25 protein-coding genes and 1 tRNA gene are annotated in these 23419 nt (G+C 62.6%); 16 read left to right on the top strand and 10 right to left on the bottom strand.

What is annotated here, in order from left to right:
- The first annotated feature begins 118 nt into the window (after nt 1-118).
- The 3 genes from NKH89_RS15010 (at nt 119) to NKH89_RS15000 (ending at nt 3649) form a co-directional block, all read left to right on the top strand.
- Nucleotides 119-1909: a tetratricopeptide repeat protein gene (locus NKH89_RS15010; RefSeq protein WP_023719258.1), complete on the top strand. Its 1791-nt coding sequence runs from the start codon at nt 119-121 to the stop codon at nt 1907-1909.
- Between the two features lie 185 nt (nt 1910-2094).
- Nucleotides 2095-2898: an alpha/beta fold hydrolase gene (locus NKH89_RS15005; protein ID WP_352846532.1), complete on the top strand. Its 804-nt coding sequence runs from the start codon at nt 2095-2097 to the stop codon at nt 2896-2898.
- 133 nt (nt 2899-3031) lie between these two features.
- Nucleotides 3032-3649: a hypothetical protein gene (locus NKH89_RS15000; RefSeq protein ID WP_352909220.1), complete on the top strand. Its 618-nt coding sequence runs from the start codon at nt 3032-3034 to the stop codon at nt 3647-3649.
- Nucleotides 3650-3724: 75 nt separating this feature from the next.
- Here the strand turns inward: NKH89_RS15000 and NKH89_RS14995 are convergent, their stop codons facing one another.
- Entirely contained in the window at nt 3725-4669 is a 945-nt protein-coding gene (locus tag NKH89_RS14995; protein WP_023719261.1) for a metallophosphoesterase family protein, read from the bottom strand.
- Nucleotides 4670-4722: 53 nt separating this feature from the next.
- Here NKH89_RS14995 and NKH89_RS14990 point away from each other — a divergent pair, with 53 nt between their 5' ends.
- Nucleotides 4723-5220 carry an NUDIX domain-containing protein gene (locus tag NKH89_RS14990; RefSeq protein ID WP_352642764.1) on the top strand — a complete coding sequence of 166 codons (498 nt, stop codon included), beginning with the start codon at nt 4723-4725 and terminating at the stop codon, nt 5218-5220.
- Nucleotides 5221-5313: 93 nt separating this feature from the next.
- The gene (locus tag NKH89_RS14985) at nt 5314-5787 is read left to right on the top strand and encodes an ABZJ_00895 family protein (RefSeq protein WP_352591686.1); all 474 of its coding nucleotides are present in this window, start codon (nt 5314-5316) and stop codon (nt 5785-5787) included.
- Nucleotides 5788-5797: 10 nt separating this feature from the next.
- On the opposite strand, the gene NKH89_RS14980 is transcribed toward NKH89_RS14985, so the two are convergent.
- Nucleotides 5798-6787 carry a glutathione S-transferase family protein gene (locus NKH89_RS14980; RefSeq protein ID WP_352909218.1) on the bottom strand — a complete coding sequence of 330 codons (990 nt, stop codon included), beginning with the start codon at nt 6785-6787 and terminating at the stop codon, nt 5798-5800.
- Between the two features lie 270 nt (nt 6788-7057).
- On the opposite strand from NKH89_RS14980, the gene NKH89_RS14975 reads away from it, so the two are divergent.
- The 4 genes from NKH89_RS14975 to NKH89_RS14960 all read left to right on the top strand — a co-directional run bounded on the left by NKH89_RS14975 (nt 7058) and on the right by NKH89_RS14960 (nt 9709).
- Nucleotides 7058-7594 carry a GNAT family N-acetyltransferase gene (locus tag NKH89_RS14975; protein WP_352909217.1) on the top strand — a complete coding sequence of 179 codons (537 nt, stop codon included), beginning with the start codon at nt 7058-7060 and terminating at the stop codon, nt 7592-7594.
- A 63-nt stretch (nt 7595-7657) separates the two neighbouring features.
- Nucleotides 7658-8419 (top strand): 3-hydroxyacyl-CoA dehydrogenase, encoded by a 762-nt coding sequence (locus tag NKH89_RS14970; protein ID WP_352642757.1) that lies wholly within the window; start codon nt 7658-7660, stop codon nt 8417-8419.
- Nucleotides 8391-9197: a HugZ family pyridoxamine 5'-phosphate oxidase gene (locus NKH89_RS14965; RefSeq protein ID WP_198030492.1), complete on the top strand. Its 807-nt coding sequence runs from the start codon at nt 8391-8393 to the stop codon at nt 9195-9197. The genes NKH89_RS14970 and NKH89_RS14965 overlap by 29 nt, the downstream gene beginning before the upstream one ends.
- 173 nt (nt 9198-9370) lie before the next feature.
- A complete protein-coding gene (locus NKH89_RS14960; RefSeq protein ID WP_023719268.1) occupies nt 9371-9709 on the top strand; it encodes an ArsR/SmtB family transcription factor in 339 nt (112 codons plus the stop codon).
- Nucleotides 9710-9797: 88 nt separating this feature from the next.
- On the opposite strand, the gene NKH89_RS14955 is transcribed toward NKH89_RS14960, so the two are convergent.
- Nucleotides 9798-10802, bottom strand: coding sequence for a L,D-transpeptidase family protein (locus NKH89_RS14955; RefSeq protein ID WP_023719269.1), 1005 nt, complete (start codon nt 10800-10802; stop codon nt 9798-9800).
- Between the two features lie 300 nt (nt 10803-11102).
- Here NKH89_RS14955 and NKH89_RS14950 point away from each other — a divergent pair, with 300 nt between their 5' ends.
- A complete protein-coding gene (locus tag NKH89_RS14950; protein WP_352909215.1) occupies nt 11103-11900 on the top strand; it encodes a TrmH family RNA methyltransferase in 798 nt (265 codons plus the stop codon).
- A 137-nt stretch (nt 11901-12037) separates the two neighbouring features.
- On the opposite strand, the gene NKH89_RS14945 is transcribed toward NKH89_RS14950, so the two are convergent.
- Entirely contained in the window at nt 12038-13201 is a 1164-nt protein-coding gene (locus tag NKH89_RS14945; RefSeq protein WP_352482035.1) for a coiled-coil domain-containing protein, read from the bottom strand.
- 168 nt (nt 13202-13369) lie between these two features.
- The gene (locus tag NKH89_RS14940) at nt 13370-13906 is read right to left on the bottom strand and encodes a DUF1134 domain-containing protein (RefSeq protein ID WP_245278600.1); all 537 of its coding nucleotides are present in this window, start codon (nt 13904-13906) and stop codon (nt 13370-13372) included.
- Nucleotides 13907-14291: 385 nt separating this feature from the next.
- Here NKH89_RS14940 and chpT point away from each other — a divergent pair, with 385 nt between their 5' ends.
- Nucleotides 14292-14921: a histidine phosphotransferase ChpT gene (gene chpT, locus NKH89_RS14935; RefSeq protein ID WP_023719273.1), complete on the top strand. Its 630-nt coding sequence runs from the start codon at nt 14292-14294 to the stop codon at nt 14919-14921.
- Nucleotides 14922-15157: 236 nt separating this feature from the next.
- Nucleotides 15158-15526 (top strand): response regulator, encoded by a 369-nt coding sequence (locus tag NKH89_RS14930; protein WP_023719274.1) that lies wholly within the window; start codon nt 15158-15160, stop codon nt 15524-15526.
- Between the two features lie 94 nt (nt 15527-15620).
- Here the strand turns inward: NKH89_RS14930 and ctrA are convergent, their stop codons facing one another.
- Nucleotides 15621-16316: a response regulator transcription factor CtrA gene (ctrA, locus tag NKH89_RS14925; protein WP_006203583.1), complete on the bottom strand. Its 696-nt coding sequence runs from the start codon at nt 16314-16316 to the stop codon at nt 15621-15623.
- A 450-nt stretch (nt 16317-16766) separates the two neighbouring features.
- On the opposite strand from ctrA, the gene NKH89_RS14920 reads away from it, so the two are divergent.
- Nucleotides 16767-17144, top strand: a complete 378-nt coding sequence (locus tag NKH89_RS14920) for a flagellar export protein FliJ (RefSeq protein WP_023719275.1) — start codon at nt 16767-16769, stop codon at nt 17142-17144.
- Between the two features lie 62 nt (nt 17145-17206).
- On the opposite strand, the gene NKH89_RS14915 is transcribed toward NKH89_RS14920, so the two are convergent.
- The gene (locus tag NKH89_RS14915; protein WP_023719276.1) at nt 17207-17602 is read right to left on the bottom strand and encodes a winged helix-turn-helix transcriptional regulator; all 396 of its coding nucleotides are present in this window, start codon (nt 17600-17602) and stop codon (nt 17207-17209) included.
- A 94-nt stretch (nt 17603-17696) separates the two neighbouring features.
- Between NKH89_RS14915 and NKH89_RS14910 the strand changes: the two genes are divergently transcribed.
- Nucleotides 17697-18623: an NADP-dependent oxidoreductase gene (locus NKH89_RS14910; RefSeq protein WP_023719277.1), complete on the top strand. Its 927-nt coding sequence runs from the start codon at nt 17697-17699 to the stop codon at nt 18621-18623.
- A 57-nt stretch (nt 18624-18680) separates the two neighbouring features.
- Here the strand turns inward: NKH89_RS14910 and sciP are convergent, their stop codons facing one another.
- The gene (gene sciP, locus NKH89_RS14905) at nt 18681-18956 is read right to left on the bottom strand and encodes a CtrA inhibitor SciP (RefSeq protein ID WP_023679563.1); all 276 of its coding nucleotides are present in this window, start codon (nt 18954-18956) and stop codon (nt 18681-18683) included.
- A 260-nt stretch (nt 18957-19216) separates the two neighbouring features.
- On the opposite strand from sciP, the gene mnmA reads away from it, so the two are divergent.
- Entirely contained in the window at nt 19217-20407 is a 1191-nt protein-coding gene (gene mnmA / locus NKH89_RS14900) for a tRNA 2-thiouridine(34) synthase MnmA (RefSeq protein WP_023719279.1), read from the top strand.
- A gap of 14 nt (nt 20408-20421) precedes the next feature.
- Here mnmA and NKH89_RS14895 read toward each other — a convergent pair whose 3' ends face one another.
- Entirely contained in the window at nt 20422-21381 is a 960-nt protein-coding gene (locus tag NKH89_RS14895) for a Gfo/Idh/MocA family protein (protein ID WP_352482033.1), read from the bottom strand.
- Nucleotides 21382-21617: 236 nt separating this feature from the next.
- Here NKH89_RS14895 and NKH89_RS14890 point away from each other — a divergent pair.
- Nucleotides 21618-21694 (top strand) — tRNA-Met (locus NKH89_RS14890).
- Here the strand turns inward: NKH89_RS14890 and NKH89_RS14885 are convergent.
- On the bottom strand, nt 21651-23261 hold the full coding sequence (locus tag NKH89_RS14885) for a recombinase family protein (RefSeq protein WP_352494796.1): 1611 nt from the start codon (nt 23259-23261) through the stop codon (nt 21651-21653). The genes NKH89_RS14890 and NKH89_RS14885 overlap by 44 nt on opposite strands.
- Between the last annotated feature and the right edge of the window lie 158 nt (nt 23262-23419).

The following is a 23419-nucleotide window of genomic DNA, read 5'->3' as shown; positions in this document are numbered from 1 at the left end:
CAGCCACCGGATATTTATCCGGTGGGTACGCTATCGCACCATAAGCACATGCTTGTAAGGCGGCGCCAGCGCTATATGATCGTACCTCAACCTGTGCCGAATTCGAAGGGATCGACACTTGCAGCATACCACGCCTGCCGCCCCCGCAGTGCGCGAAACGTTGGAGCGATTGCTGGCCAGCGAAACGTTCGGACGATCCGAGCGCGCGCGCAAGCTGCTCCGCTACCTGGTCGAGCGCGAGCAGGCAGGCGAAGCCGACCGGCTCAAGGGCTTCTCCATAGCGATGGACGTTTTTGGCAAGGACGGCGATTTCGATCCGTCGACCGATGCGGTGGTGCGGGTGCAGGCCGGCAGGCTGCGCGAGCTGCTGCAGCAGTACTTCGCCAACGAGGGCGTTGCCGAACCGGTCCGCATCGCCATTCCGCGCGGCGGCTATGTTCCATCCTACGAACTCAATGCCATTCGCTTGCCGGCGGAGGCCGAGGCAGAGAGCAAGCCGCAGCCGGCGACAGAGGAGGCGGCGACGAGCGCCCCGCCTGGATCCTCGGAGGATGCCCGCAACCGGGCACATCCGGCTGCATTGCTGAGCGTTCCAGCGCTCAGCCCCGCTGCACCGTCGCTGCAGCGCCATTTGCAGTTCTTCTGGCTGGCGATCGCGCTGGTCATCCTCATGCTGGGTGTGCTGATCCTTCGCCAGGGCAGCGTGGTGTTGCTGACCGGCGGCGACACGGCGGTCGAGACCGCGGTGGCGACCGGCAGCATAGCGGCGCCTCCGGTTGAAACCCTCCCCCAGGTTTACATTGCCATCAAGGCCGACAGCGACGTGGCTCGCCGTGTCGCTGCATCACTGCGCGCCGGCCTTAGCGGCTTCGATACCATCAACTTCATCGGTCGTGATGCCGACAGCCCGCCCGATCCACTTACCGACGCCGCCAGCTTCGTGTTCGATGTCCTGCCCGGGCCGCGCAGCGGCGACATTATGCTCGAGCTGCAGAGCGTGGCGACCGGCCGCGTGCTGCTGTCACGCAACCTGACCGCCGGCGACAGCGCAAACACCGCTATCGAGGACCAAATCTCCGGCATTTTGAGCTCGGCTCTTCCCGCCTCGGGCACGATCTACAATTACATCGAGCAGAGCGGCATCCAGACCGGGCTGACGGCGTGTCTGGTGCTCAACGGCAAATATTATCTCGACCAGAACGCGCAGACGCACGAAGCCGCCTACCGCTGCCTCGAAGATCTTGCCAACCGGGAGGCGAAGTCGTCGCTCGTCTATTCGGAACTCGCGTCCTTGCATCTGGAGGCGGTCACCGACCATTATCCCTACCCCGCCGACGCGACGATGGAAAAGGCGATGATGTTTGCCCATCGCGCCATCCAGATGGGCCCCACCAGCCCCTATGCGCACCGCGCCCTTGGTTATCTCAATTCGCGCATCGGCAATTCCGAGGAATCGATCCGCTGGATGCGCAAGGCTTACGAACTCAATCCTTACGATCTCGCAATGGCCGCCGCCTATGGCTACGGGCTCGTTTTCGCCGGCAGGTACAGCGAGGGCACCCCGATCCTTGCTCACGCGGTGGATATCGCCAGCGCCCATCCGACATGGTGGGATTACGGGCTGTTCGCAGGAGAGTTCATGATGGGCGACATGAACAAGGCGACGCTTGCCAGCGACGGCTTGCGAACGACGGAAATGAAATCGCATTATCTGGCGGCGCGGCTGATCGGTGCCAACGCTGCCGGCCGCGAAAAGCTGGCAAGCAGGCTGCTGCAGGAACTGACGACCAAATTCCCGAAATTCGCAGCCGATCCGCGTGCAACGTTCGTCGAGCGAAGATATCCCGCCGATCTGACCAACCGGCTGGTAGAGGCCCTGCGCGCCGCCGGGCTTGGCGGTGCCAGCTGACGTCTTCCGGCGCGCGAACGACGTCAGCTGATCGCGAAAATTTTACTGGCCATCCGCACGGCCAAAGCGCAATTCAGACACGATTGAACCGGCCCAAACCCATCGCGGCATAAAGACCAATCGCGGCACAAAGACTGATCCCCCCGGCATCCGGACTGATCCCGGCACAAACCCATTAAGTTTGCATGACCCGATCCCTTTACGCTGCCGAACGGGGCACCGGCCCGACGACGATTGTCTTCCTGCATGGCTTCGGTGGCTGCCACGACGACTGGCGCGATGTGGTCGCGCCTCTGGCTCCGGGCGCGCGGACCTTGGCCTATGATCTGCCGGGTCATGGCTTGTCGTTCGATTTTCCGGGCGGCGGTCCGGCCAGGATCGCAGCCAGTGCCGTCCTTGCGGACCTTTCCGCACGCGGGATAAAGCGGGCCCATCTCGTCGGCCATTCGATGGGCGGCGCCGTGGCCGCCCTGATGGCATTGAGCGAGCCCGAAAGAATGGCCTCGCTGACGCTGTTGGCACCGGGCGGTCTTGGTCCTGAGATCAATGGCCCGCTGCTGCGCCGCTACGCCGCCGCTGCCGGCACTGACGAAATCCGCGCCTGCCTTGCCGCCATGTCGGGACCGCAAAGCCACCCCCCGCAGCACCGGGTCGATCTCCTCAACGAGATGCGCCAGCGTCCCGGCCAGTTGGGGACACTTGTCGAGCTCGCAGCTGCAATGACCAGGGATGATCGGCAAGGTGTCATCCCGAGCGAGCGGCTTGAAACGCTGAACATGCCGGTGATGGTGGTTTGGGGGACGGACGACGCGGTGCTGCCTGTCAGCCAAGCGGACGGCCTGCCGAAGCGTTTTCATCTGCACCACGTGCTGGAAGCCGGCCATATGCTGGTCGAGGAAGCGCCCGGCCTGATCGCCGAGGCCATCCGTCGCAATATGCGACGCCGCAGCAGGCGGCTTCGTCCGGGATTCGCCGCTGCGGCGAGCTGATCGGTCTTCGCACAGGCACGGCGGCGGCGCTGGTGCTGCTCCAGCGAACCCTTGCCCACCCATCGATCTCGCAAGTGCATTTTGCCGGCGGCTGTGTTAATTCGGTGTTAACCAAACCCGCGAGGCAACGCCGATGAAGGATGCAGGCGAGAACATCACCCAGATCGATCAGTCGCGAAAACTGTCCGATGCCATTCGCGACGTCAAGAACGCCTTCGCCGACCGCGACGACGTCGTCGTCGACATGCGCGAAGCGCATCGCATGCGGCTCGATTTGCTTGCCGCCGAACTCGCCCCGGTGTTCGGCGACGTACCCACCGACATGGACAGTTTCGACTTCGCCGTCTCGTCCGGCCTGCAGCCAAGGCTGTGGATCGACGCCGTCAGCCATGTCGCCATGGGACGCGACCGCCGCACCTACCGCTTTCTCAAGGACACGCGCATCGGCCGCGTCGTGCTCGCCGAGTCGACCGAGATGAAGGTCGTTGCCGATCAGGTGACGCGCTATGTCGCCGAGCGCGTCGTCGAACGCCAAAGGATGATGGAAGGCGGCATCGAGCAGGCCGTCGCCGGCCTGAAACGCGCCCTAGTGGTGGAAGCCGAGCCGCCGCTGCATGTCCCTGCGCGCAGCAACGGCTGGTCGACCTTCTTCTCGGGCCTGGGCCTGATCGCCGCCGGCGCCCTGGTCGGCCTGGCGATTTCGCTCGTGCTGTTCTGGGACCGCATTGTCGCAATGAAAATCAGCTTCTAGAGCCGTTCAGCGTTTCACGGAAACGCTGAACCGCTCTATCTCTTTGTTTTGACCCAATTCCGGACGGAAACCGTTTCACACTTTTCCTGGAATTGCTCCAGCCATCGACGCCTCGGCTTCGACGCCAAGCTCCATTGTCTGCAGGTCGCTGGGCGGCAATGCCGGCCCGGTCAGGCCGCGGCGCGTCAGCCTGATCCGCCAATTGTCCTTTTCACCGTCGATGTCGAGCAGATTATATTGCGCCGGCGCATGCGAACTGCCGGGGGCCTGCCCGGCGGCGGCGACCCCGACCACCGGGATTTTGGCCTTGCGGGCGCCGATGAAGAAGAGCGACGGCACATGCGAATGGCCGTGCAGCACAAGCTCGGCGCCGTGCCGGTGAAGAACCTTGTGGAAGCGCGAGATGCCAAACAGCCGCTTGTTCTGCGAAACGGCGCCGCGCACCGGCGGGTGGTGGATCATGATCACCCGGAACAGGCCGCGCTTGCCTGTGGCGTCGAGCATGTCGCGCAGCCTTTCCGCCTGGCCTTCCAGAAAGAAGCCGTTGGCCATGAACGGAGCCGTGGCGCGCGCCGTGGAGACGCCGATCAGCGCAGCATCGCCGCGCACGCGCAGATAGGGAAAGGTGTTGCGGTCGACCGGCGTATTGACGCCGTCGCCGGTCATCCATGCTGCCCAGGACCGGCAGGTCTTGTCGAAGGCGCCCGGCACATAGGCATCATGATTTCCCGGCACGACCGACACGTCATTGGGCGAGCCCAGCGTCTCCAGCCAGTGCTTGGCCATCTCGATCTCTCCGTCGAGCGCCAGATTGACCAGGTCGCCGGTGATGGCGAGATGGTCCGGCCCGCTGGCCTTCATGTCGGCGACGATCGTGTCGATGACGGCGTCGTGCATGTGGCGGCGGCGGTTACGCTGCCAATTGACGTAACCGACCACGCGCTTGGAGGCGAGATCGCGATAGGTTACATCGGGAAGCGGCCCCAGGTGGACATCGGAAATATGCGCGAGCCTGAACATCTTTTCTTCATAGGCGAGGCGCGCGCGGCTTTCCACTCACGGTTTCGCGGACGATGACGCCGGATCCGGAGCAAGCCCTGCGCCAGACCGGCTGGCCGGGCTTCAGGGCAAGGCTGTTTCACCTGTACTTCGTACTGCGGCGGCCGATGACGCTCGGCGTGCGCGGCTTGATCCACGACCGCCCTTCCAATTCCGTCTTCCTCATCCGCCACACCTATGTCCCTGGCTGGCACCTGCCCGGCGGTGGCGTCGAGTTGGGCGAGACGATGATCGAGGCGCTGACGCGCGAAGTCTTCGAGGAAGGCAACATCGCGCTGACCGGACCGCCGGTGCTGAAATCGCTGCATTTCAACCGCCGCGCCAGCCGCCGCGATCATGTCGGCCTTTATCTGGTCGAGGAGTTCGACCAGCCAGCACCCAAGCTGCCCGACCGCGAGATCGCCGAAGCCGGCTTCTTTCCGCTCGACCGCTTGCCGGAAGGCACGACACCGGCGACGCTGCGGCGGATTGCCGAAGTTTTTGAGGGGAATTCGGCATCGCCTTACTGGTAGATCATCTCTCCAACAGCTTTGGCTGCTTCGGTTTAGGCCGGCAACATCCATTGTTCTCCGAGAGAAATATATATATTAGGCGATAAGAGAAAAATGAAACATAGCCAAAACGACAGGTTTAGAATCGTACTATATATCTCACTTTACACGGTAATTACTGTGACAACAATTCTTGCTACAGCCTTAATTTCGACAATGGTCCTTGGGATAGATCCATCCAGGTTGGAAAAAAGTGGAAGAGGCATCCAGTTCGCAATACAACTTTTTGCGGCATTCGTGACATATTTCGTTTTTATAAAGCGACATGCTCGGCTTTTTACTCGCACTGAATTCTGGAAAATGGTCGGCTTCTCAAGCCTGATAGAAATGGGTTTGGGAATGGCCGTGCTTCTGCTGTCGGGATCGTTTCGCGCAATCCCGCTCCAGATGTCGGTCCAGATCGTCATGATCGGCGGCATCGTGGCGTTCCTGGCAACGTCGCTCGGCTACTCCAATCGATTTGGAAATACCACATTGAAAGCTGATCTCGTCAGAAGGGCAAAGATGGACTCAGAAACCTTCCGCTAGGGCGCCGGTCTCACGCCGCCTTCCTGAACCTGTTGCGGTCGTGCAGCGCGCCATAGTCGAGCTCAGGCCCGACCGGCACGATGCGCGTCGGGTTGATGGTCTCGTGGCTGCCGTAATAGTGCGACTTGATGTGGTGCAAATTCACCGTGCCGGCGACGCCCGGCACCTGGTAGAGGTCGCGCAGATAATTCGACAGGTTCGGATAGTCGGCGATGCGGCGCAGATTGCACTTGAAATGGCCGACATAGACCGGGTCGAAGCGGACCAGTGTCGTGAACAGCCGCCAATCCGCCTCGGTGATGCGGCCGCCGACGAGATAGCGCTGCCTTGACAGACGGTCCTCCAGCATGTCGAGCGTCGAGAACAATTCGCCGAACGCCTCCTCGTAGGCTGCCTGCGTGGTGGCGAAGCCGGCACGGTAAACGCCGTTGTTGACCGCGGGATAGACCAGCGCATTGACCGCATCGATCTCGCCGCGCAACGGTTGCGGATAGAAATCGAGCTTGGCATCGCCCCATTCGTCGAAGGCGGAATTGAGCATGCGGATAATCTCGGAGGATTCGTTGGAAACGATGGTCTGCTCGCGTTTGTCCCACAGCACGGGAACGGTGACCCGGCCCGAATAGCCGGGATCGGCCCTGGTGTAGATCTGGTGCAGGAAATCGAGGCCGTAGAGCGTGTCGCCGGTGGCGCCGTCCTCGGCCAGGAACGTCCAGCCGTCGGTTCCCATGAAATGATGGACGACCGCGACGGAAATCACGTCCTCGAGTTTTTTGAGCACGCGAAAGATCAACGTCCGATGCGCCCACGGGCAGGCGAGCGAGACATAGAGGTGGTAGCGGCCGGGCTCGGCCTTGAAGCCGCGTTTTCGCCCTTCGGCCGGCGCGCCGTCGCGGGTCACCCAGTCGCGCCACTGCGACTGCGCCCGCACGAATTTGCCGCCGCTCTCCCCGGTATCGTACCAGCGGTCCTGCCATTGGCCTTCGACTAGCAATCCCATGAAATGTCCTTTCGCGTTCCTGCCTGATGTAGGCATGAAATGGACCTGCCGAAATCGCCAGCGCTGAACAGATCGTCAACAGCTGTGTCGTCGAGTGCGCCTGCCGATTGCGGCGGCTGAAAATTGGTGCTAGCGGACAATCCGCATGTTCGACTTTGCCGTGATCCGGTTCGACCGACGACGAAAGAGCGCCCGCGCTTGATGAAGCGCTGACTGGCGAATGCTGCCGCTTGCAGCAAACCTTTCCTCGCATACCGGAACGCAAAGACCATGAGCCTTGCCGACGTGAAATACCTGCCGGAAACTCCGGCGCACGATCCTGAAATCGAAGCCATCAATGACGAAGCCTTCGGGCCGGGCCGTTTCGTGCTTGCCGCCTACAGGATCCGCCAAGGTGGTCCGCATGAACGGGCTTTGTCCTTCGTGGCCGTCGACGGCGCAATCGTCGTCGCCTCGGTACGGATGACGCGCATCGCCGCCGGCGCCGGCCGCGCGCTGATGCTCGGGCCGCTCGCCGTGCAGCCGGCCTTCAAGAACCTCGGCATCGGTCGCCGGCTGGTGGCAATCGCGCTGGAAGCCGCCGCCAAGGCCGGCGCGCCGGCCGTGATGCTGGTCGGCGACGAACCCTATTACGGCCCGCTCGGCTTCAAGAGGCTGCCGCGTGGGCAGATCTCGATGCCGCGTCCGGTCGACCCCGACCGGCTTTTGACGCATGAGATCGTGCCGGGCGCGGTGGCAAGGCTGGTGGGCGAGGTTTGCCACGCCGACCAGGCGAGGATTGCCGAGCACATCGCCGCGATGGCGTGACGATGCCGGTGCTGTCGCACGGTGGCTTGGCAGCATAGTCTAGGCACGGAGGAGGACGTCGAGATGAACCCGAACGGCCAGATTGCGATCGTCACCGGTGGCGGCTCCGGCCTTGGCGAGGCGACGGCGCGTGCACTTGCCGCCGGCGGCGCCAGGGTTGCCGTCCTCGATCTCGGCATCGAGCGGGCGGCCAAGGTGGCGGCCGACATCGGCGGCATCGCCGTCCGATGCGACGTGAGCGACGCCGAGAGCGGTGCCGCTGCTGTCGCGGAAGTGGCTGAGACGCTCGGCGAGCCGCGCATCCTGGTCAATTGCGCCGGCATCGTTATCGGCATGAAGACGATCGGCAAGGACGGACCACATCCGCTCGACCAATACCGCAAGGTGATCGAGGTCAATCTGATCGGCACCTTCAACATGATCCGCCTGGTTGCCGACCGGACCGCGAAGCTCGAGCCGCTGCAGGGCGGCGAGCGCGGCGTCATCGTCAACACCGCATCGGTCGCGGCCTATGACGGCCAGATCGGCCAGGCGGCCTATTCGGCATCCAAAAGCGGCGTCGTCGGCATGACGCTGCCGGTGGCGCGCGATCTCGCCCGCTCCGGCATTCGCGTCTGCACCATCGCGCCCGGCATCTTCAGGACGCCGATGATGGCCGGCATGCCGCAGGAGGTGCAGGATTCGCTCGGTGCGGCAGTGCCCTTCCCTTCCCGTTTGGGCGAGCCTTCGGAATATGCCGCACTTGCCTTGCACATCATCGAGAACCAGATGCTCAACGGCGAGACCATTCGCCTCGATGGCGCCATCCGCATGGCGCCGAAGTAAACGCGACGGTGGTGCTTTGGACGAACCCAGGAAAGACGTGATCCGCGCGACCGACGCCGAGGCGATCAGGCTGGCAAAGACGCTGATCCGCAGCGCCCGTTTCGGCGCGCTGGCAGTGCTCGAGCCAGGAACCGGTTCGCCGCTGGCCAGCAGGGTCGGTGTCGCCACCGACATCGACGGCACGCCATTGATCCTGGTGTCGATGCTGTCCGCCCATACCGGCGCTATCCTTGCCGACCCGCGCTGCTCGCTGCTCGTCGGCGAACCCGGCAAGGGCGATCCGCTGGCGCATCCGCGATTGACGCTCGTCTGCCGCGCCGTACGGCTCGAACGCGGATCGAACGAACACGCCCGCGCCGAGCGGCGCTACCTCAACCGCAATCCCAAGGCGAAGCTCTATGCCGGGCTCGGCGACTTCTCGATCTTCCGGCTCGAACCGGAGCGCGCCAGCCTGAACGGCGGCTTCGGCAAGGCCTATCTGCTCGAACGCGCCGATCTGGTCGCGACGGGAGCAATCGTTGAAGAGCTTGCCGCCGGCGAGCAATCGGCACTCGACCACATGAACGCCGACCATCTCGATGCGATTGCCCTCTACGCAAGTCATTTCGGCGGGGCCGAGCGCGACGGCTGGATCGTCACCGGCTTCGACGCCGACGGGATGGATCTCGTATCCGGCGACAATGTCTGCCGGGTCTTTTTTCCCAATCCGCTGCAGGCGGCACGCGACCTCAGGCCTGTCCTGGTCGACATGGCAAAGGCTGCCCGATCGGCAAATTGATCACAGCCGCACAGTTAATCGGCTTGCATGGAAAGCAAGCCTTGAGATTTGAGCGAAATGTTCTACCTTTGCGAGTGACGCTGAATCGCTGGCGTGCATCTATAGGGAAAGTCTATGGAATCCGACGCTATTGCCCCCATAGCGGCGGATGAGCAGGAAGGCATGGGGGATCTATGGTCTCGAACAAGCTAGTCGCCAACGCCGGAGCCGCGGCCGCGTTTCTGACGCTGATGGGCAACGAAAAACGTTTGTTGATCATGAGCTATCTGGCCGAGGGCGAAATGTCGGTCGGCGCCATAGCCGAGAAAGTGTCGCTCAGCCAATCCGCTTTGTCGCAGCATCTGGCCAAGCTCAGGGCTTCCGACCTTGTCGAGACCCGTCGCGACCGGCAAATGATCTATTATTCCTGCAAATCCGGCGCGGTACGCGAACTGCTGCACATGCTGGACGGCATTTTCGGCGAAGGTGAACTGTCGCAGATGGCTCACCGGCTGCGTCGCGCCGGGACCTGATTGGCCGGGGCGGAGAACGCCCCGCCAAGTCCGTTTGGTCGCCAAGTCCGTTTGGCCGGCAAGTCCGCTTTGCTGCCAAGTCCGCCTGCTACTGAGCGCGCTCTTCGGCGGCCTGCGCAATCTCGTCCTTGAACTCGACCTTCGTGCCAGGCTGCACCATGGAGGCGAGGTCTTCGGCATCCCAATTGGTCAACCGGATGCAGCCATGGGAAAAGGTCGTGCCGATCTTGCCCGGTTCCGGCGTGCCGTGGATGCCGTAGCTTTCGATGGAAAGATCGATCCAGACCGATCCCACCGGATTATTCGGCCCGGCAGCGATAGTGAAGGGCCGCTTGGTCTTGACCCCCTTGAAAGCGAAGTCCGGATCATAGTGATAGGTAGGGTTGTGCACCACGCGCTTGACCTCTGCCGTGCCGCTTGGCGCCGGTTTCTCGTCGCTCCCAATCGAGGCGGGGTAGACCGCCAGCCATTTGCCGGCACGGTCGAGCACACGCACCAGGCGAGCGCCCTTGTCGATCTCGACGGCGGCAACCCCGGCGGCAGGGTCGCCCCTGCCGACATCAGGCACCACCAACGTCCTGCCTGGTTTCCTGAGACTGGTGCCAGGATTAAGCATTCTCAACAATTGTTCGCTGATATGGAAGCGCTCGGCCAACTTCTCCACCGCATTGCGGTAACCGAGCCGCCGCAAGCGGGCCATCCTCTCCAAGCGGGCCGGAATACGCTTGGTGAAAGGTCCGCGCACGTCCTTGCGCATCACCTCATAGGTCACCAGCACCGGCCTGGCGGAGGTTGCGATGAGTTTGCTCCAGGTCTGTGGATCGAGCTTGCCGTCGGGCGGAAGTCCGTTTGCCGCCTGAAACGCGGCGACGGCCTTGGCGAAGTTCTGGGAAAGACGACCGTCGATCAGGCCCGGCGAGAAGCGGGCGCGATCCAGAAGGATCTGCGCCTTCAGCAGCATCGGATCGACACCCTTCGGTTCGCCGATAGTGAATTGGGCCTGATTGACGGTGGCTGGATCGAGCTTGGCTGCGCGAGCCACGCCGCATGCGAGGGCAAGCGTGGCGGCGAAGACGAGGAGGAGCCTGATCATCGATGTCCTCCCAGGACTGCAGCAGGAGCCCGCTTCTATGACGCGGCATGGCCCTGTGTGGTTCCTTCGCCCGATCGAAATTCTGAATTGAAGCGGCTTGGCCGAAGGGCTGTGCCGCGGGAATCAAGTATTTCTCGTCGTCGGGGGGGCTCGGCCCGGCGTCCAGTGATTGAGCTTGACCGTTCGAACGGCGTGCATCCATTTGGACGCTGAGATACGGTCCGAGCTTCGGATCCGGCATCATGCCTTCCGAAACCGAATCCCGATTCGCGGCCGATGCCATGGTCGGCCGAGGAAGCCATGAATCCGATCCGCATAGACGACCCGCAGGATCCCCGCGTCGCTGCCTATCTCGACATCCGGGAGCGAGATCTTGCCGGCCGGCAAGGCCGTTTCGTCGCCGAAGGCAAGGTGGTGCTCGACACGCTGCTTGCCGCCCGGCGCTTCGAGCCAGAATCGGTGCTGGTACTCGAAAACCGGCTGGCCGGCCTCGATGACGTCCTGCGCAAGGCGCCTGCCGGGCTCCCGATCTATGTCGCATCCGGCGAAATCATGGACAGGATCGCCGGATTCCACATGCATCGCGGCATATTGGCAATCGGCCGCAAGGGCGCGGCCATCTCCGCTGAAGCTTTGCTCGGCGCACTGCCCGCCCGCGCGCTGATCGTTGTGCTGGTCGGCATCGCCAATCATGACAATATGGGCTCGATCTTCCGCAATGCCGCCGCCTTTGGCGCGGATGCCGTGCTTCTCGATCCGACCTGCTGCGATCCGCTGTACCGCAAGGCAATCCGCGTCTCGGTGGGCGCCGCCTTGAAAGTCCCCTTCGCCTCCTTTGCCGACGCCGCCGGCTGCATCGCCATACTCGACCAGCAAGGCTTCAGCCAATTCGCGTTGTCGCCGCGCGGGCAAATCGACATTCGCGATGCCAAGAGAAACGAGCGGCTGGCTCTCTATCTCGGCACCGAGGGCGAAGGCCTGCCGGAAAGCCTGCTTGCTCGCCTGCAGACGCTGCGGATCGGTATGGCGCAGGATTTCGACAGCCTGAATGTCGCAGCGGCGTCAGCCATCGCACTTCATCATTTTTCCGGGGCCTGATGCATGTCGCGCAAAAGTGTGCAGCGGTTTTGCGGTAACGACATGCATCAAAACAAGAACATAAAGCGCGTCGCATGAGGCCGGTCGAACACGACGCGCTTTAGAGCCGGGCGTCTCGCTCTTGCGCTTGCGGCGTCTCAGTTGGTCGATGCGGCCTTCTGCAGCGCCCGCACGCGATCGGCAAGGCTGCGTCCGCCGCTCTCCGGCCGCGCATCCTCAGGCGCTGCAAGCGCCTGGGCGATCGGCGAATCCGGGCCGTCGAGCTTGGCCGTCAAGGCGACGACTTGCGCTGCCAGATCGTTCATCTCTTCGCGCAATGCCGCGCTGGCGCTGCCGGTATCGTCTCCGGCGTGTGATTTCGATGTTTCGACGGCAGCAAGATCTGTCTTCAGCCTCCTGTTCTCGCGTGCCAGCGATGTCAGCCTGGCCTCCAGCCGCTCGCGGTCGGCATCGAGCTTGGCGCTTGCCTTTTCGATGTCGCCGTTGGCGGTCGCATTGACCTGGCTTCCTGGCATGCCGGCAAGGGCCGCCGCAGGCGGGCTTTCAGCGCCTTTCGCCCTTTCGCGAAGGCGCACCAGTTCCTTTTCGCGGCGCTCCAGCCTGTCCTCGCGATCGGCCAACGTGGCGAGCAGGCGTTCGACCTTCTTTTCCAAGTCGCCGGTTCTTTTCTTCTCGGCCTTCAGCGCGTCCCGCAAAACCTTGCTTTCGGCTGTCAATTCCTGGCTGCGCCTGTCCGCCTCCTTGCGCTGGCCGCGCAGCAGCGAAATGTCGCTTGCCAGCTTCTGCAGCTCGGATTCGCGCGCCACCAACTCGATCTGCCGGCTGCTGGACGAAAAACTGGCGTCGTCATACATGTGCTCCAGTTTTCGCAGTTCGAGCCCGCGCTTTTCGAGCGCGCGCTCGGTCTCCGCAAGCCTCTCCGACAGCTGCTGCAGCTGCTCATCGCGCTTGCGAAGCTCCTCGCTCCTGGTTGTGAGGTCGGCGACGACCCGGTTCTTGTCCTGCCGCTCGGCCGCCAATTCCTTCAGGGCTTCGCGGTCGCGGCCGATCTCGACCAGCTGTTCGGCGGCTTTCTCGCGCAATGACTTGATGGTCATTTCGAGCCGGCGCGCCGAAACGGCGAACTCGGCGCGGACGCGATCCTTGTCCGCCTGGATCTCGGCCAGCGTCAGCGGCATCGAACCCTCGACGCGCCTGCGCGTCAGCGCCACCGCCCGCCGCCAGACGGCCGGGGCAATCATCAGCGCCAGAAAGCCCGCGCAGAGAAAGCCGAGGACAAAGAACAGGATCGACTGGACCAAGATGACTATCCGTTATGCATGGCCGGCCGTTATGGGCGGCAGGCAATGGTCAAAGTTCGACTTTGCCATCTTCGCATGACGGAAATCCGGCGCCGCGGCAAGGGTCTGCCGCGGCAAAGCTCAGACCGTGGGATCACAGGGCCAACCGCAGTGGCGCCATCGTGCAGGTCAGAACGGATTCCAGGTCGCGCGTTGGGTGAGCTTGAGGTAGCCGAGATTGACGCCAAGACGGGCGCCGACGCCGGTACGGATCGGCACGAGCAGCACATTGTTGTTCTTCAGCACGTTGAAACCGACGCCGGCGATGACATAGGCAGAGCCGGCGACGCCGCCAAAGCGGTTATAGAGGCTGCTCACATCGTCGAGATTGTAGACCAGCATCATCACGCGCGAGCCCTCGCCGCCGAAATCCCAGCCGAGCGACGGGCCTTGCCAGAACACTTTGTGATCGCCGGCATTCTTGGTGTAGAGCGTGCCTTCGCCATAGGTCAGGCCACCGATCAGCGCCCCGGACCCCTCTTCGCCGAGCAGATAGCCGTTCGGCAGGCCATAGGTGGCGAAAATCTTCTCGACGACCGTGGCCAGCCCACCCGATGTCGCGCCGAAGAATTTATGACCGGAATCAACGATCTCCTGGGCGGTGTACTCTTGCGCCCGCGCGGCCGATGTCGAAAAGGCGACAAGGCCGATGAGCGCGATCGTCATTGAGATGACACGGAAAAAAGTCCGGTCGTAGAATCGGGAAACCATGCTTCCAATCTCCGTCAGGGAGCACTTTCGCCGACGCCTCGCACCCGTACGGCTCTTTGGCGGCCGTTAAGGATGACTGTTAGGGGCAAACTATGCCGTAATCCTTTTTCAACCATTAAACTCTCACATGAACATGGCGGTTCGAAGGCTGTTTTCGCATGCCCGCGCAGCACCCAGGCTGCGTGAACACACCATTTTCGACAATGATAATTTTGGATTTGTTGCTGCACGCACAAGCGCTGTGTATTCACAATGCTTGGGAGAGAGGGTGATTCGTGTGGACAGGCGTGATCATGATCGCCCGGTCATTTTGTTGTGAAATTTGCAGGGATTTTTGCCGATGGCCGAGCTTTTCACCCTTTCCGCACCCGACCTGGCAGCGCTGCTGTGCAGCCGGGTCTGCCACGACATCATTTCGCCGGTCGGCGCCATAAACAACGGGCTTGAGCTGCTCGACGAAGGCGGCGCCGACGAAGACGCCATGAAGCTGATCCGCCAAAGCGCCAAAAACGCCTCCGCCCGCCTGCAATTCGCCCGCATCGCCTTCGGCGCCGCCGGTTCGGCCGGCATGCTGATCGACACCGGGGACGCCGAGGCCGTGGCCATCGCCTTCCTGAAGAACGAGAAGCCGGAACTGGTCTGGAACGGAACCCGCGCCCTATTGCCCAAGAACAAGGTCAAGCTGCTGCTCAACCTCATCCTCGTCGCCAACGCCGCCATTCCGCGCGGCGGCAGGCTGGTGGTCACGCTGGAGAACCTCGAGACCGAGCCGCGCTTTGCGCTCGCGGCGAGCGGCCCGATGCTGCGCGTGCCGCCCAAATTCCTGGAATTGCATTCCGGCCACAGACCGGAAGAGCCGATCGACGCGCATTCGGTGCAACCCTATTACACGCTGCTTTTGGCCCGCGAAGCCAACATGACGATATCGATCCATGCGACCGCCGACGAGATCGTCCTTTCCGTAGCCTGAAGTTCTCCAAAAGAGCGCGAAGTATTTCTCCAGGTCATATTTGCGGCGCCGTCCTAACATCTGTCAGACGGGCTTGCAGATTGATTGGATGAAGCATTGCGAAAGAAGATTTCGCTTACAACACCTTCAGGAAAATTTTACCTAACGGCTTTTCGGCTTCTTTACCAGATCGGCCTATGTTCCCCGGCAGATGCCACGACGCTGCCGGTTCGCCGCATGGCAAAGAGGGTCCGGGAATGAAACGCTGCATGTTCGTCGACAATTCGAGCGTCATCAGGAAGGTTGCAAAGCGTATCCTGGGCGGCTCCGGCATGATGGTGATCGAAGCCGCCAGCGGCCATGAGGCGATCGAGATGTGCACTGCCGACATGCCGGACATCATCGTCGTCGACGGCGCCTTGCCGGACATGCAGGCGCAGGACCTCATCCGCCGCGTGCGCTCCATGGAAAGCCCGGTATTGCCGCAAGTTCTGATTTCGCTGGTCGAGGTCGACGTCGGGGCGATCATGCGGGCAAAACGCGCCGGCGCCCAGGGTTACCTGCTGAAGCCGTTCAACCGGCCGCAATTGCTCGAGTGCTTCCGCGCCTTGAAGATTGCCGCCTGATCAGGGGTCGTTCCATTCCGATGAAATCGGGATGAGGCTCTATCCTATTGTTTTACTGTGTTCTTTTCCGAAAACCGGCATCCACTTTTCGGGATCAGGCGCTGACGCGGATATCTTCCGGCTCACGCAGCACATAGCCGCGGCCCCAGACGGTCTCGATGTAATTCTGCCCGCCCGATGCGGCGTCGAGCTTCTTGCGCAGCTTGCAGATGAAGACGTCGATGATCTTCAGCTCCGGTTCGTCCATGCCGCCATAGAGATGATTGAGGAACATTTCCTTGGTCAGCGTGGTACCCTTGCGCAGCGAGAGCAGCTCCAGCATCTGATATTCCTTGCCGGTCAGATGCACGCGCTGGCCACCGACTTCAACGGTCTTGGCATCGAGATTGACCACCAGGTCGCCGGTGGTGATGACCGACTGGGCATGGCCCTTGGAACGCCGCACGATGGCATGGATGCGGGCGACCAGTTCGTCCTTGTGGAAGGGCTTGGTCATGTAATCGTCGGCGCCGAAGCCAAGGCCGCGCACCTTGTCCTCGATACCGGCCATGCCGGAGAGGATGAGGATCGGCGTCTTCACCTTGGACAGGCGAAGTGTCCTCAAAACTTCATAACCCGACATGTCGGGGAGATTGAGATCGAGGAGAATGATGTCGTAATCGTAAAGCTTGCCTAGATCGACACCCTCTTCACCAAGGTCGGTCGTATAGACATTGAAACTTTCCGATTTCAGCATCAGCTCGATGCTTTGTGCGGTTGCACTGTCGTCTTCTATCAGCAGAACGCGCATTTCATTCCCCTTTTCTGCCGCCGGACCATTTCACGACCCGTCCAGGACCGGAGCAGTGATTGCCTGAGCAGAGGCTGCCATCGAATGGTTAATAAAACCTAATTCCCCGTCCATGACGGTATCAGATTTTTTAACCCCTTTCTACACCTTGTTGAATCCAATAATGAATCACAGACCCAAACCGTTAATGCAGCACATTAATAAGCCAGACTAAGTGACTCTTCGGACTCGTTGGCCGGGTTTCGCGACGAGTAGCAGAATTTTTACCCGCCCTTAAGTCCTGAGCCGTATGATTAACAATGCCCGTAAACGAATGGTTACCGCCGGCAAAAAACTTTAGGAGTTTGTTTCCCATAGTTCCGGGAAAGCCGGTGGAAACGGGTGAAGCCTGGGCCTTGCCGGGTGAATTGGACGATATGTGCAGGTGTGCGTTTCCGGGAGTACCGAATCATGAAGTCACGTGAAAACCTCGTTCGGCTGAAGCAATTTCAGGTGAGCGAGAAGCGGCGGCAGCTGCTGCAGCTCGACATGATGATCGCCGAGTTCGAGCGCATGGCCGTCGAGCTGGAACTTCAGATCGCGGCCGAAGAGAAGAAGGCCGGCATCACCGACATCAATCATTTTGCCTATCCGACCTTCGCCAAGGCGGCACGCCTGCGCCGCGACAACCTCAGAAATTCGCAAAGCGACCTCGCCCAGCAGCGAAATGTCGCCGAATCATTGCTGAGCGAAGCCGAAGCGGAGCTTTCCAAGGCCGAGATGCTCGAATCGCGCGACACCAAGGCGCGCGACACGGAAGCCGGCGGCCGCAGCGCCATGATCGGCTGAAAACAAGGCTTTAACGCGCGTCGCGCTTGAGCGCTATTGCTGTGCACCGAACGGTGCCGGCCTCAGGCATCCAGATCTTCTTGCTGTTCGGCCGCCCGCGCGCGGGCGTCCTTGATGTCGGGCACATGCTGCTCCGACCAGGCCCTGATCTGATTGAGCAGTCCTGCCAGGTTCTGGCCAAGTTCGGTCAGCTCGTATTCGACCCGCGGGGGAATGACCGGGAACACCTCGCGCCGCACCAGGCCGTCGCGTTCCAGGATACGCAGCGTCTGCGTCAGCATTTTCGGGGTGATGCCTTCGAGCTTGCGCGCCAATTCGCCGTTGCGGAGCCGGCCCCGGCGCAACGCACAAATCACCAGGTGGACCCATTTGCTGGCGAGCGTCTCAAGCACCGCGTGCGAGGGGCACGTCCGTCGGAACGCGTCATAACCGGAAGGGAAACAATCTTCGCTATCCATGAGGTGCGTATATATCAAAAAGGTACATACTAGACAAGAGAATATTACTATCCAAATGATAGTGGCATATCAAACCAGCAGGAGAGAGCCTCCCATGCGTGCCATTATCCAGAATTCCTTCGGCGCACCCAACGTCCTCGTCATTGCCGATCGTCCCGCGCCATCACCCGAGGCCGGCGAAGTGCTGGTCCGCATCGAGGCGGCCGGCATCAATCCGGTCGACGGCGCAGTGCGCGGCGGCCACTATCCGCTGCTTGGCGAGCCGCCCTTCATCCTTGGTTGGGACGTTTCGGGAACTGTCGAGGCGCTGGGCTCCGGCCTGTCCGGCCTTAAGGTCGGCGATGCCGTCTTTGGCATGTCGCGCTTTCCCAAACAGGCGGCAGCTTACGCCGAACTCGCCACTGTCCCGGCTGATGAGCTTGCGCCGAAACCTGAAGGCATAGACCACGCCCAAGCCGCCGCGCTGCCGCTGGCCGGCCTGACGGCCTGGCAAGGCCTTGTCCGCCATGGCCGGCTCAATCCTGGCCAGCGCGTGCTGATCCACGCCGGAGCCGGCGGCGTCGGCCATCTGGCGGTGCAGATCGCCAAGGCGCGCGGTGCTTACGTCGTCGCGACCGCCAGCCCGGAAAAGCTCGATTTCGTCCGCTCGCTCGGCGCCGACGAGGTGATCGACTACACAGAGGATGATTTCACCGGAAAGGCTCGCGACATCGATCTCGTTCTGGAGCCGTTCGGCGGCGAGCATGCGGAGCAATCGCTAAAAGTGCTCAAGGCCGGCGGTGTTCTGGTGTCGCTGCTCGATGTCAGCGATGCCACCAAGGCAAAGGCCAGGACGCAAGGCATCCGCGTCGAGCGCATGTCCGTGGTGCCCGACCGTGCCGCTCTGGTGGAACTCGGCAAATTGATCGACGCGAAAAAGCTGGCCGTCCACGTGGCAAAGGCGTTTCCGCTCGAACAGGCCGGTGCCGCCCATGCCTTTCTCGCCACCAGGCCGATCGGCAAGGTGGTGCTGACGGTCTGAAATCCCAGATCGTCGCTCCGGCAAACTTTAAGGGCGCGGATCAGCGCCCTTATCGGACTAATGCCGGTATTGCTGGATGCGCGTGGTGCGCAGCCCGGCAAGGCCGTATTCGTCGATCGACGCCTGCCAGGACAGGAATTCCTCGGTGGTGAGCTTGTAGCGCTGGCACGCCTCTTCCAGGCTCAAAAGCCCGCCACGCACCGCCGCCACCACTTCCGCCTTGCGCCGGATAACCCAGCGACGTGTGTTCGTCGGCGGCAGATCGGCGATGGTAAGTGGGCTGCCGTCAGGCCCGATAACGTATTTGACTCGCGGTCTAATTAGATCGGTCATCGTACTCTCTACAAAAAACTCAAAGACCCAATCCCCACCACATTACCGCCACAGCTTTAAAATTTGGCTAAGCAGACCCTAATGGATAGGTAAGGATCATGAACGCCGCGTTAGTCTTTTCATCGGCATTTGAGATATCTGCCGGCACGCGCATTGAACCCGGCTGGAAAAATGAGCCGGCCTGCAAAGCTGGCGCGGCCGGGACGCTTGACCTATATTCCGGCCATTGGCATTGAAGCGCCGCGCAGAACGAAAGAACCATGAACAGCCTCGATCTTCCCGGACGCCCCGAAAACACCCGTGTCGTCGTCGCCATGTCGGGCGGTGTCGATTCGTCGGTTGTTGCCGGTCTCTTAAAGCACGAGGGCTACGACGTCGTCGGCGTCACGCTGCAGCTTTACGACCACGGCGCGGCAACGCACCGGGCCGGCTCATGCTGCGCCGGCCAGGACATCGACGATGCCCGCCGCGTCTCCGAGACGCTCGCCATCCCGCATTACGTGCTCGATTACGAGGAGCGCTTCCGCAAGGCGGTGATTGACCCGTTCGCCGAGAGCTATGTCGCCGGCGAAACGCCGATCCCTTGCGTCTCCTGCAATCAGACGGTGAAATTCGCCGATCTTCTCGCGACCGCCAAGGAACTCGGCGCCGACGCGCTGGCCACCGGTCACTACATCCGTTCCGGCGCCAATGGCGCCCACCGCGCGCTTTACCGGCCGGTCGACGCCGACCGCGACCAGAGCTACTTCCTGTTCGCCACCACCCAGGCGCAGATCGACTATCTGCGTTTTCCGCTCGGCGGCCTGTCGAAGCCTGAGGTTCGCGCCATCGCCGAGGAGATGGGACTGACGGTCGCCGCCAAGCAGGACAGCCAGGACATCTGTTTCGTGCCGCAGGGCAAATATTCCGACATCATCGCCAAGCTGAAGCCGGCTGCCGCCAATCCGGGCGACATCGTCCATATAGACGGGCGCGTGCTTGGCCGCCACGAAGGCATTTTGCGCTACACCGTCGGTCAGCGCCGCGGCATCGGCATCGCCTCCGGCGAGCCGCTCTACGTCGTCCATCTCGACGCCGACCGGGCCCGCGTCGTCGTCGGCCCGCGCGAGGCGCTGGAAACCCACAAGATCTTCTTGCGCAACATGAACTGGCTGGGCGATGGCCCGCTGACCGAGATCCTGGCGGCCGGGCTCGAGCTTTTCGCCAAGGTGCGCTCGACGCGGCCGCCGCGCCCGGCCGTGCTGCATCACCGCGCGGGCGTCACTTCGGTGGAGCTGGTCGACGGCGAGTCCGGCATCGCGCCCGGTCAGGCCTGCGTGCTCTATTCCGACGACGGCAACGAGGCGCGCGTGTTCGGCGGCGGCTTCATCGAGCGCTCCGAGCGCGGCGCCGAAGCCGAGGCGATGCTGACGCGGCTTGCCGTCCAGCCGGCGCGGGTTCCCGCCGAATAGACGGCGTTTTTCGCTTAGGGCCTGGTGTGGGCGACGGTGCCGGCGGTCAGGATGCGCAGCACTCGGATGGCTTCCTCGCCGCTGGTGCGCGGTTCGGCCCGCGTCTCGATGCAGTGGATGAAATGCTCCAGCTCGCGCGTCAGCGGCATGCCCTCGCCGACCGCCACATAGGACGGCTCGTTGGCGGTGAACGCCCATTGGCCGCTGTCCTGCCACACCGCGTGGCGGTAGACGGCAAGCTTGCGCTCCCACGGCTCGACATCGTCGAACACCGCCATCGCCTTGGTGCCGACCACGGTCAGCCGCCGTTCGCGGTAAGGGTTGAGCCGCGAGGCGAACAGATGGCCGCGCAGGCCGTTGGGAAAGCGCATGTGCAGATGCGCAAAGTCGCTGAGATTGTCGAGAAGGGCAGCGCCTTCGCCGCGCACCTCGACCGGCTCGGTGCCGGTGATGGCCAGGATCATCGACAGATCGTGCGGCGCCAGATCCCACAACGCATCGTTTTCGGTGTGGAACTTGCCGAGGCCGAGCCGGTGCGAATGGATGTAGCGGACCTCGCCGAGCTCGCCATTGTCGATCAGCGCCTTCAGCGTCTCGAATGCGGGATGGAAGCGCAGCACATGGCCGACCATGAAGACACGGCCATTGTCGGCGGCAGCCTGCACCGAGCGCTCGGCGTCGGGCACCGTCAGCGCGATCGGCTTCTCCACCAGCACGTCCTTGCCGCCGAGCACGGCGCGCACCGCCATGTCGGCATGGAACTGCGGCGGCAGCGCCATGACAATGGCGTCGACATCGTCGCGGGCAAACAGCGCCTCCGGCTCGATCGCCAGGCAATCCTGCTCGCTGGCAAAACCTTCCGCACGCGCAGGGTTGACGTCCGAAACCGCGTGCAGCGCGCCGAGCGCCTTGAGGGTGCGGATGTGGTTGCTTCCCCAGTATCCGCAACCCAGGACTGCAATGCGCGGTTTCATCAATTTCTGACCATGGCTTTCGTGGGCGAGACATAGCGACGTGCCTCGCCGAACTCAACCCCGGCCTGTGCGCCCAAATGTCTGCCCGGCAAAGCTTTAGGCGCCAGCAATATGCCGGCGCGGCAGCCACTTCGATGCTTGACAGGCTTGGCCTCGCAACCTTATATCCGCGCGACCTTGGCGAACGCGCCGATATGCCTGCCGATTTAAGCCGGATTTCGGGCCTTCGCCGCCCTGGCGGGGTAGCTCAGTTGGTTAGAGCACGGGAATCATAATCCTGGGGTCGGGGGTTCAAGTCCCTCTCCCGCTACCATCGCTCCCCCCCGAACGGAGACGCGGTGGCTCAGGCCCTGGTCGACCATGTTGGACAGATATCCATCGATCAGGATCGACGGCTGCTCACCCGCCTTTGGCGGGTAGACCGTCACTGTGGTCACGACGTCGCGGACGATCTTCTTGGCCTCTTCAGAGACGAATCCGTTGTCGCCGATCGCCGCGGCGAGCGCTTCGAGATCTCTGATATAGCGGGTGACCAGCGCCGGCTTCAGCGTAACGACCTTGGGCGGCTGCGGCGTCACCGCGAGCTCGCCCTCGAGGCGCTGGCGCTCAGCGCGCAGCTCGGGCAGGCGCTGCTCGGCCTCGGCTTCGGAGATCATACCTTTGACGTAGGCGTTCAGCACCCGGTCATATTCGCGCTTGGCAGCGTCAAGCCGTTGCGCTGCCTTTTCGCGCGAGGCGCCCTGCCCCGAATAGAGCTTTTGATGCTCATCATTGTAGGCGGCGACATAGTGGTCGATCAGCGCCTTGTCGTTCAGCCTGGCGCGCAAACCGTCCAGCACCGTCGCCTCGATATGATCGACGGCATAGGGCCGCGTGTTGGTGCACGAGCGCGATTCCTTGGCGCGCGTGCAGACGATGCGGGTCAGCCGTCCCATCTTGTCCTTCACCGACATGCCCGAGCCGCAGGCGCCACAGCGAAGCAGACCTGAAAGCAGCCGCGTGTTCTTGCGCTGCGGCGTCTCGCAACGATTGCGCGGCTTGCGGTTGTTGACCGCGGCGAACAGCTCGGCCGGCACGATGCGCAGATGCTCGGCGGCATGCTCCTGCCACTCGGACTTCGGATTGACGCGCGACTGGCGCCGGCCGCTATCCGGATCCTTGACCATGTGGACACGGTTCCAGACGATGCGGCTGTCATAGATGGCATTCTGCAGAATGCCGTAGCCTCGCTTTGGGTTGCCGTTGATAGTCCCACCCGACCAGTAGCGACCGCGCGGCGGGGCAATGTTGTCATCGTTCAACCCGCCGGCGATGTCGCGCGGCGTTCGGCCGGCCGCATACTCCTCGAAGATGCGCAGCACGATCGCCGCTTCTTCCGGCAAGATCGACAGTTCGCCAAGCTTTCCCGGCACCGGCGCATAGCCATAGGCCTTGCCGCCGGCGCTGCGGCCGTCGCGCACCACGCCGGCCATGCCGCGCCGCACCTTCTGCGCAAGATCCTGTAGATATAGCGCGCCGACCAGGCCGCGGATGCCGATCTGCACGATGTCTGCCCGGCCGTCATGCACGGCGCGGATTTCGATGCCGAGATGGGTGAGCCGCTTGTAGATGCCGGCGAGGTCTTCCTGGTCGCGCGACAGGCGGTCAAGCGCCTCGACGATGGGGACGTCGAACAGGCCGTCGCGCGCGGCGTCCATCATCGACAGCACGCCGTCGCGGCCCATGATCGAGGCGCCGGAGCGGGCGCGGTCGTGAAAGACGGTGGCGACGGTCAGCTGCTGCTTGGCGGCATAGTCCGAGCAGAGCGCTACCTGGTCCTCAATCGACCTGTCGGTCTGCAGGTCGCTTGAATAGCGGGCATAGAGTGCCGCTCGTTTCATGGGTGTTCTCCTGGCGGCGCTCATAAGCGTCGCGCGCCGCCTGACGCGCAAGGGCCTCGACGAGGCGCGCCAGCGCCGCGGGCAGCGAGGAACCGCCGCCACAAGAGACGAGGAACCGCCGCCACAAGAGACGAGGCGGCCTTCGAGGTCGAGCGCGA

It is taken from the genome of Mesorhizobium sp. M0923, assembly GCF_040319365.1.
Classification (GTDB): domain Bacteria; phylum Pseudomonadota; class Alphaproteobacteria; order Rhizobiales; family Rhizobiaceae; genus Mesorhizobium.
The sequence above is the reverse complement of the archived record's forward strand: the minus strand, read 5'-3'. Positions and strand labels throughout refer to the sequence as shown.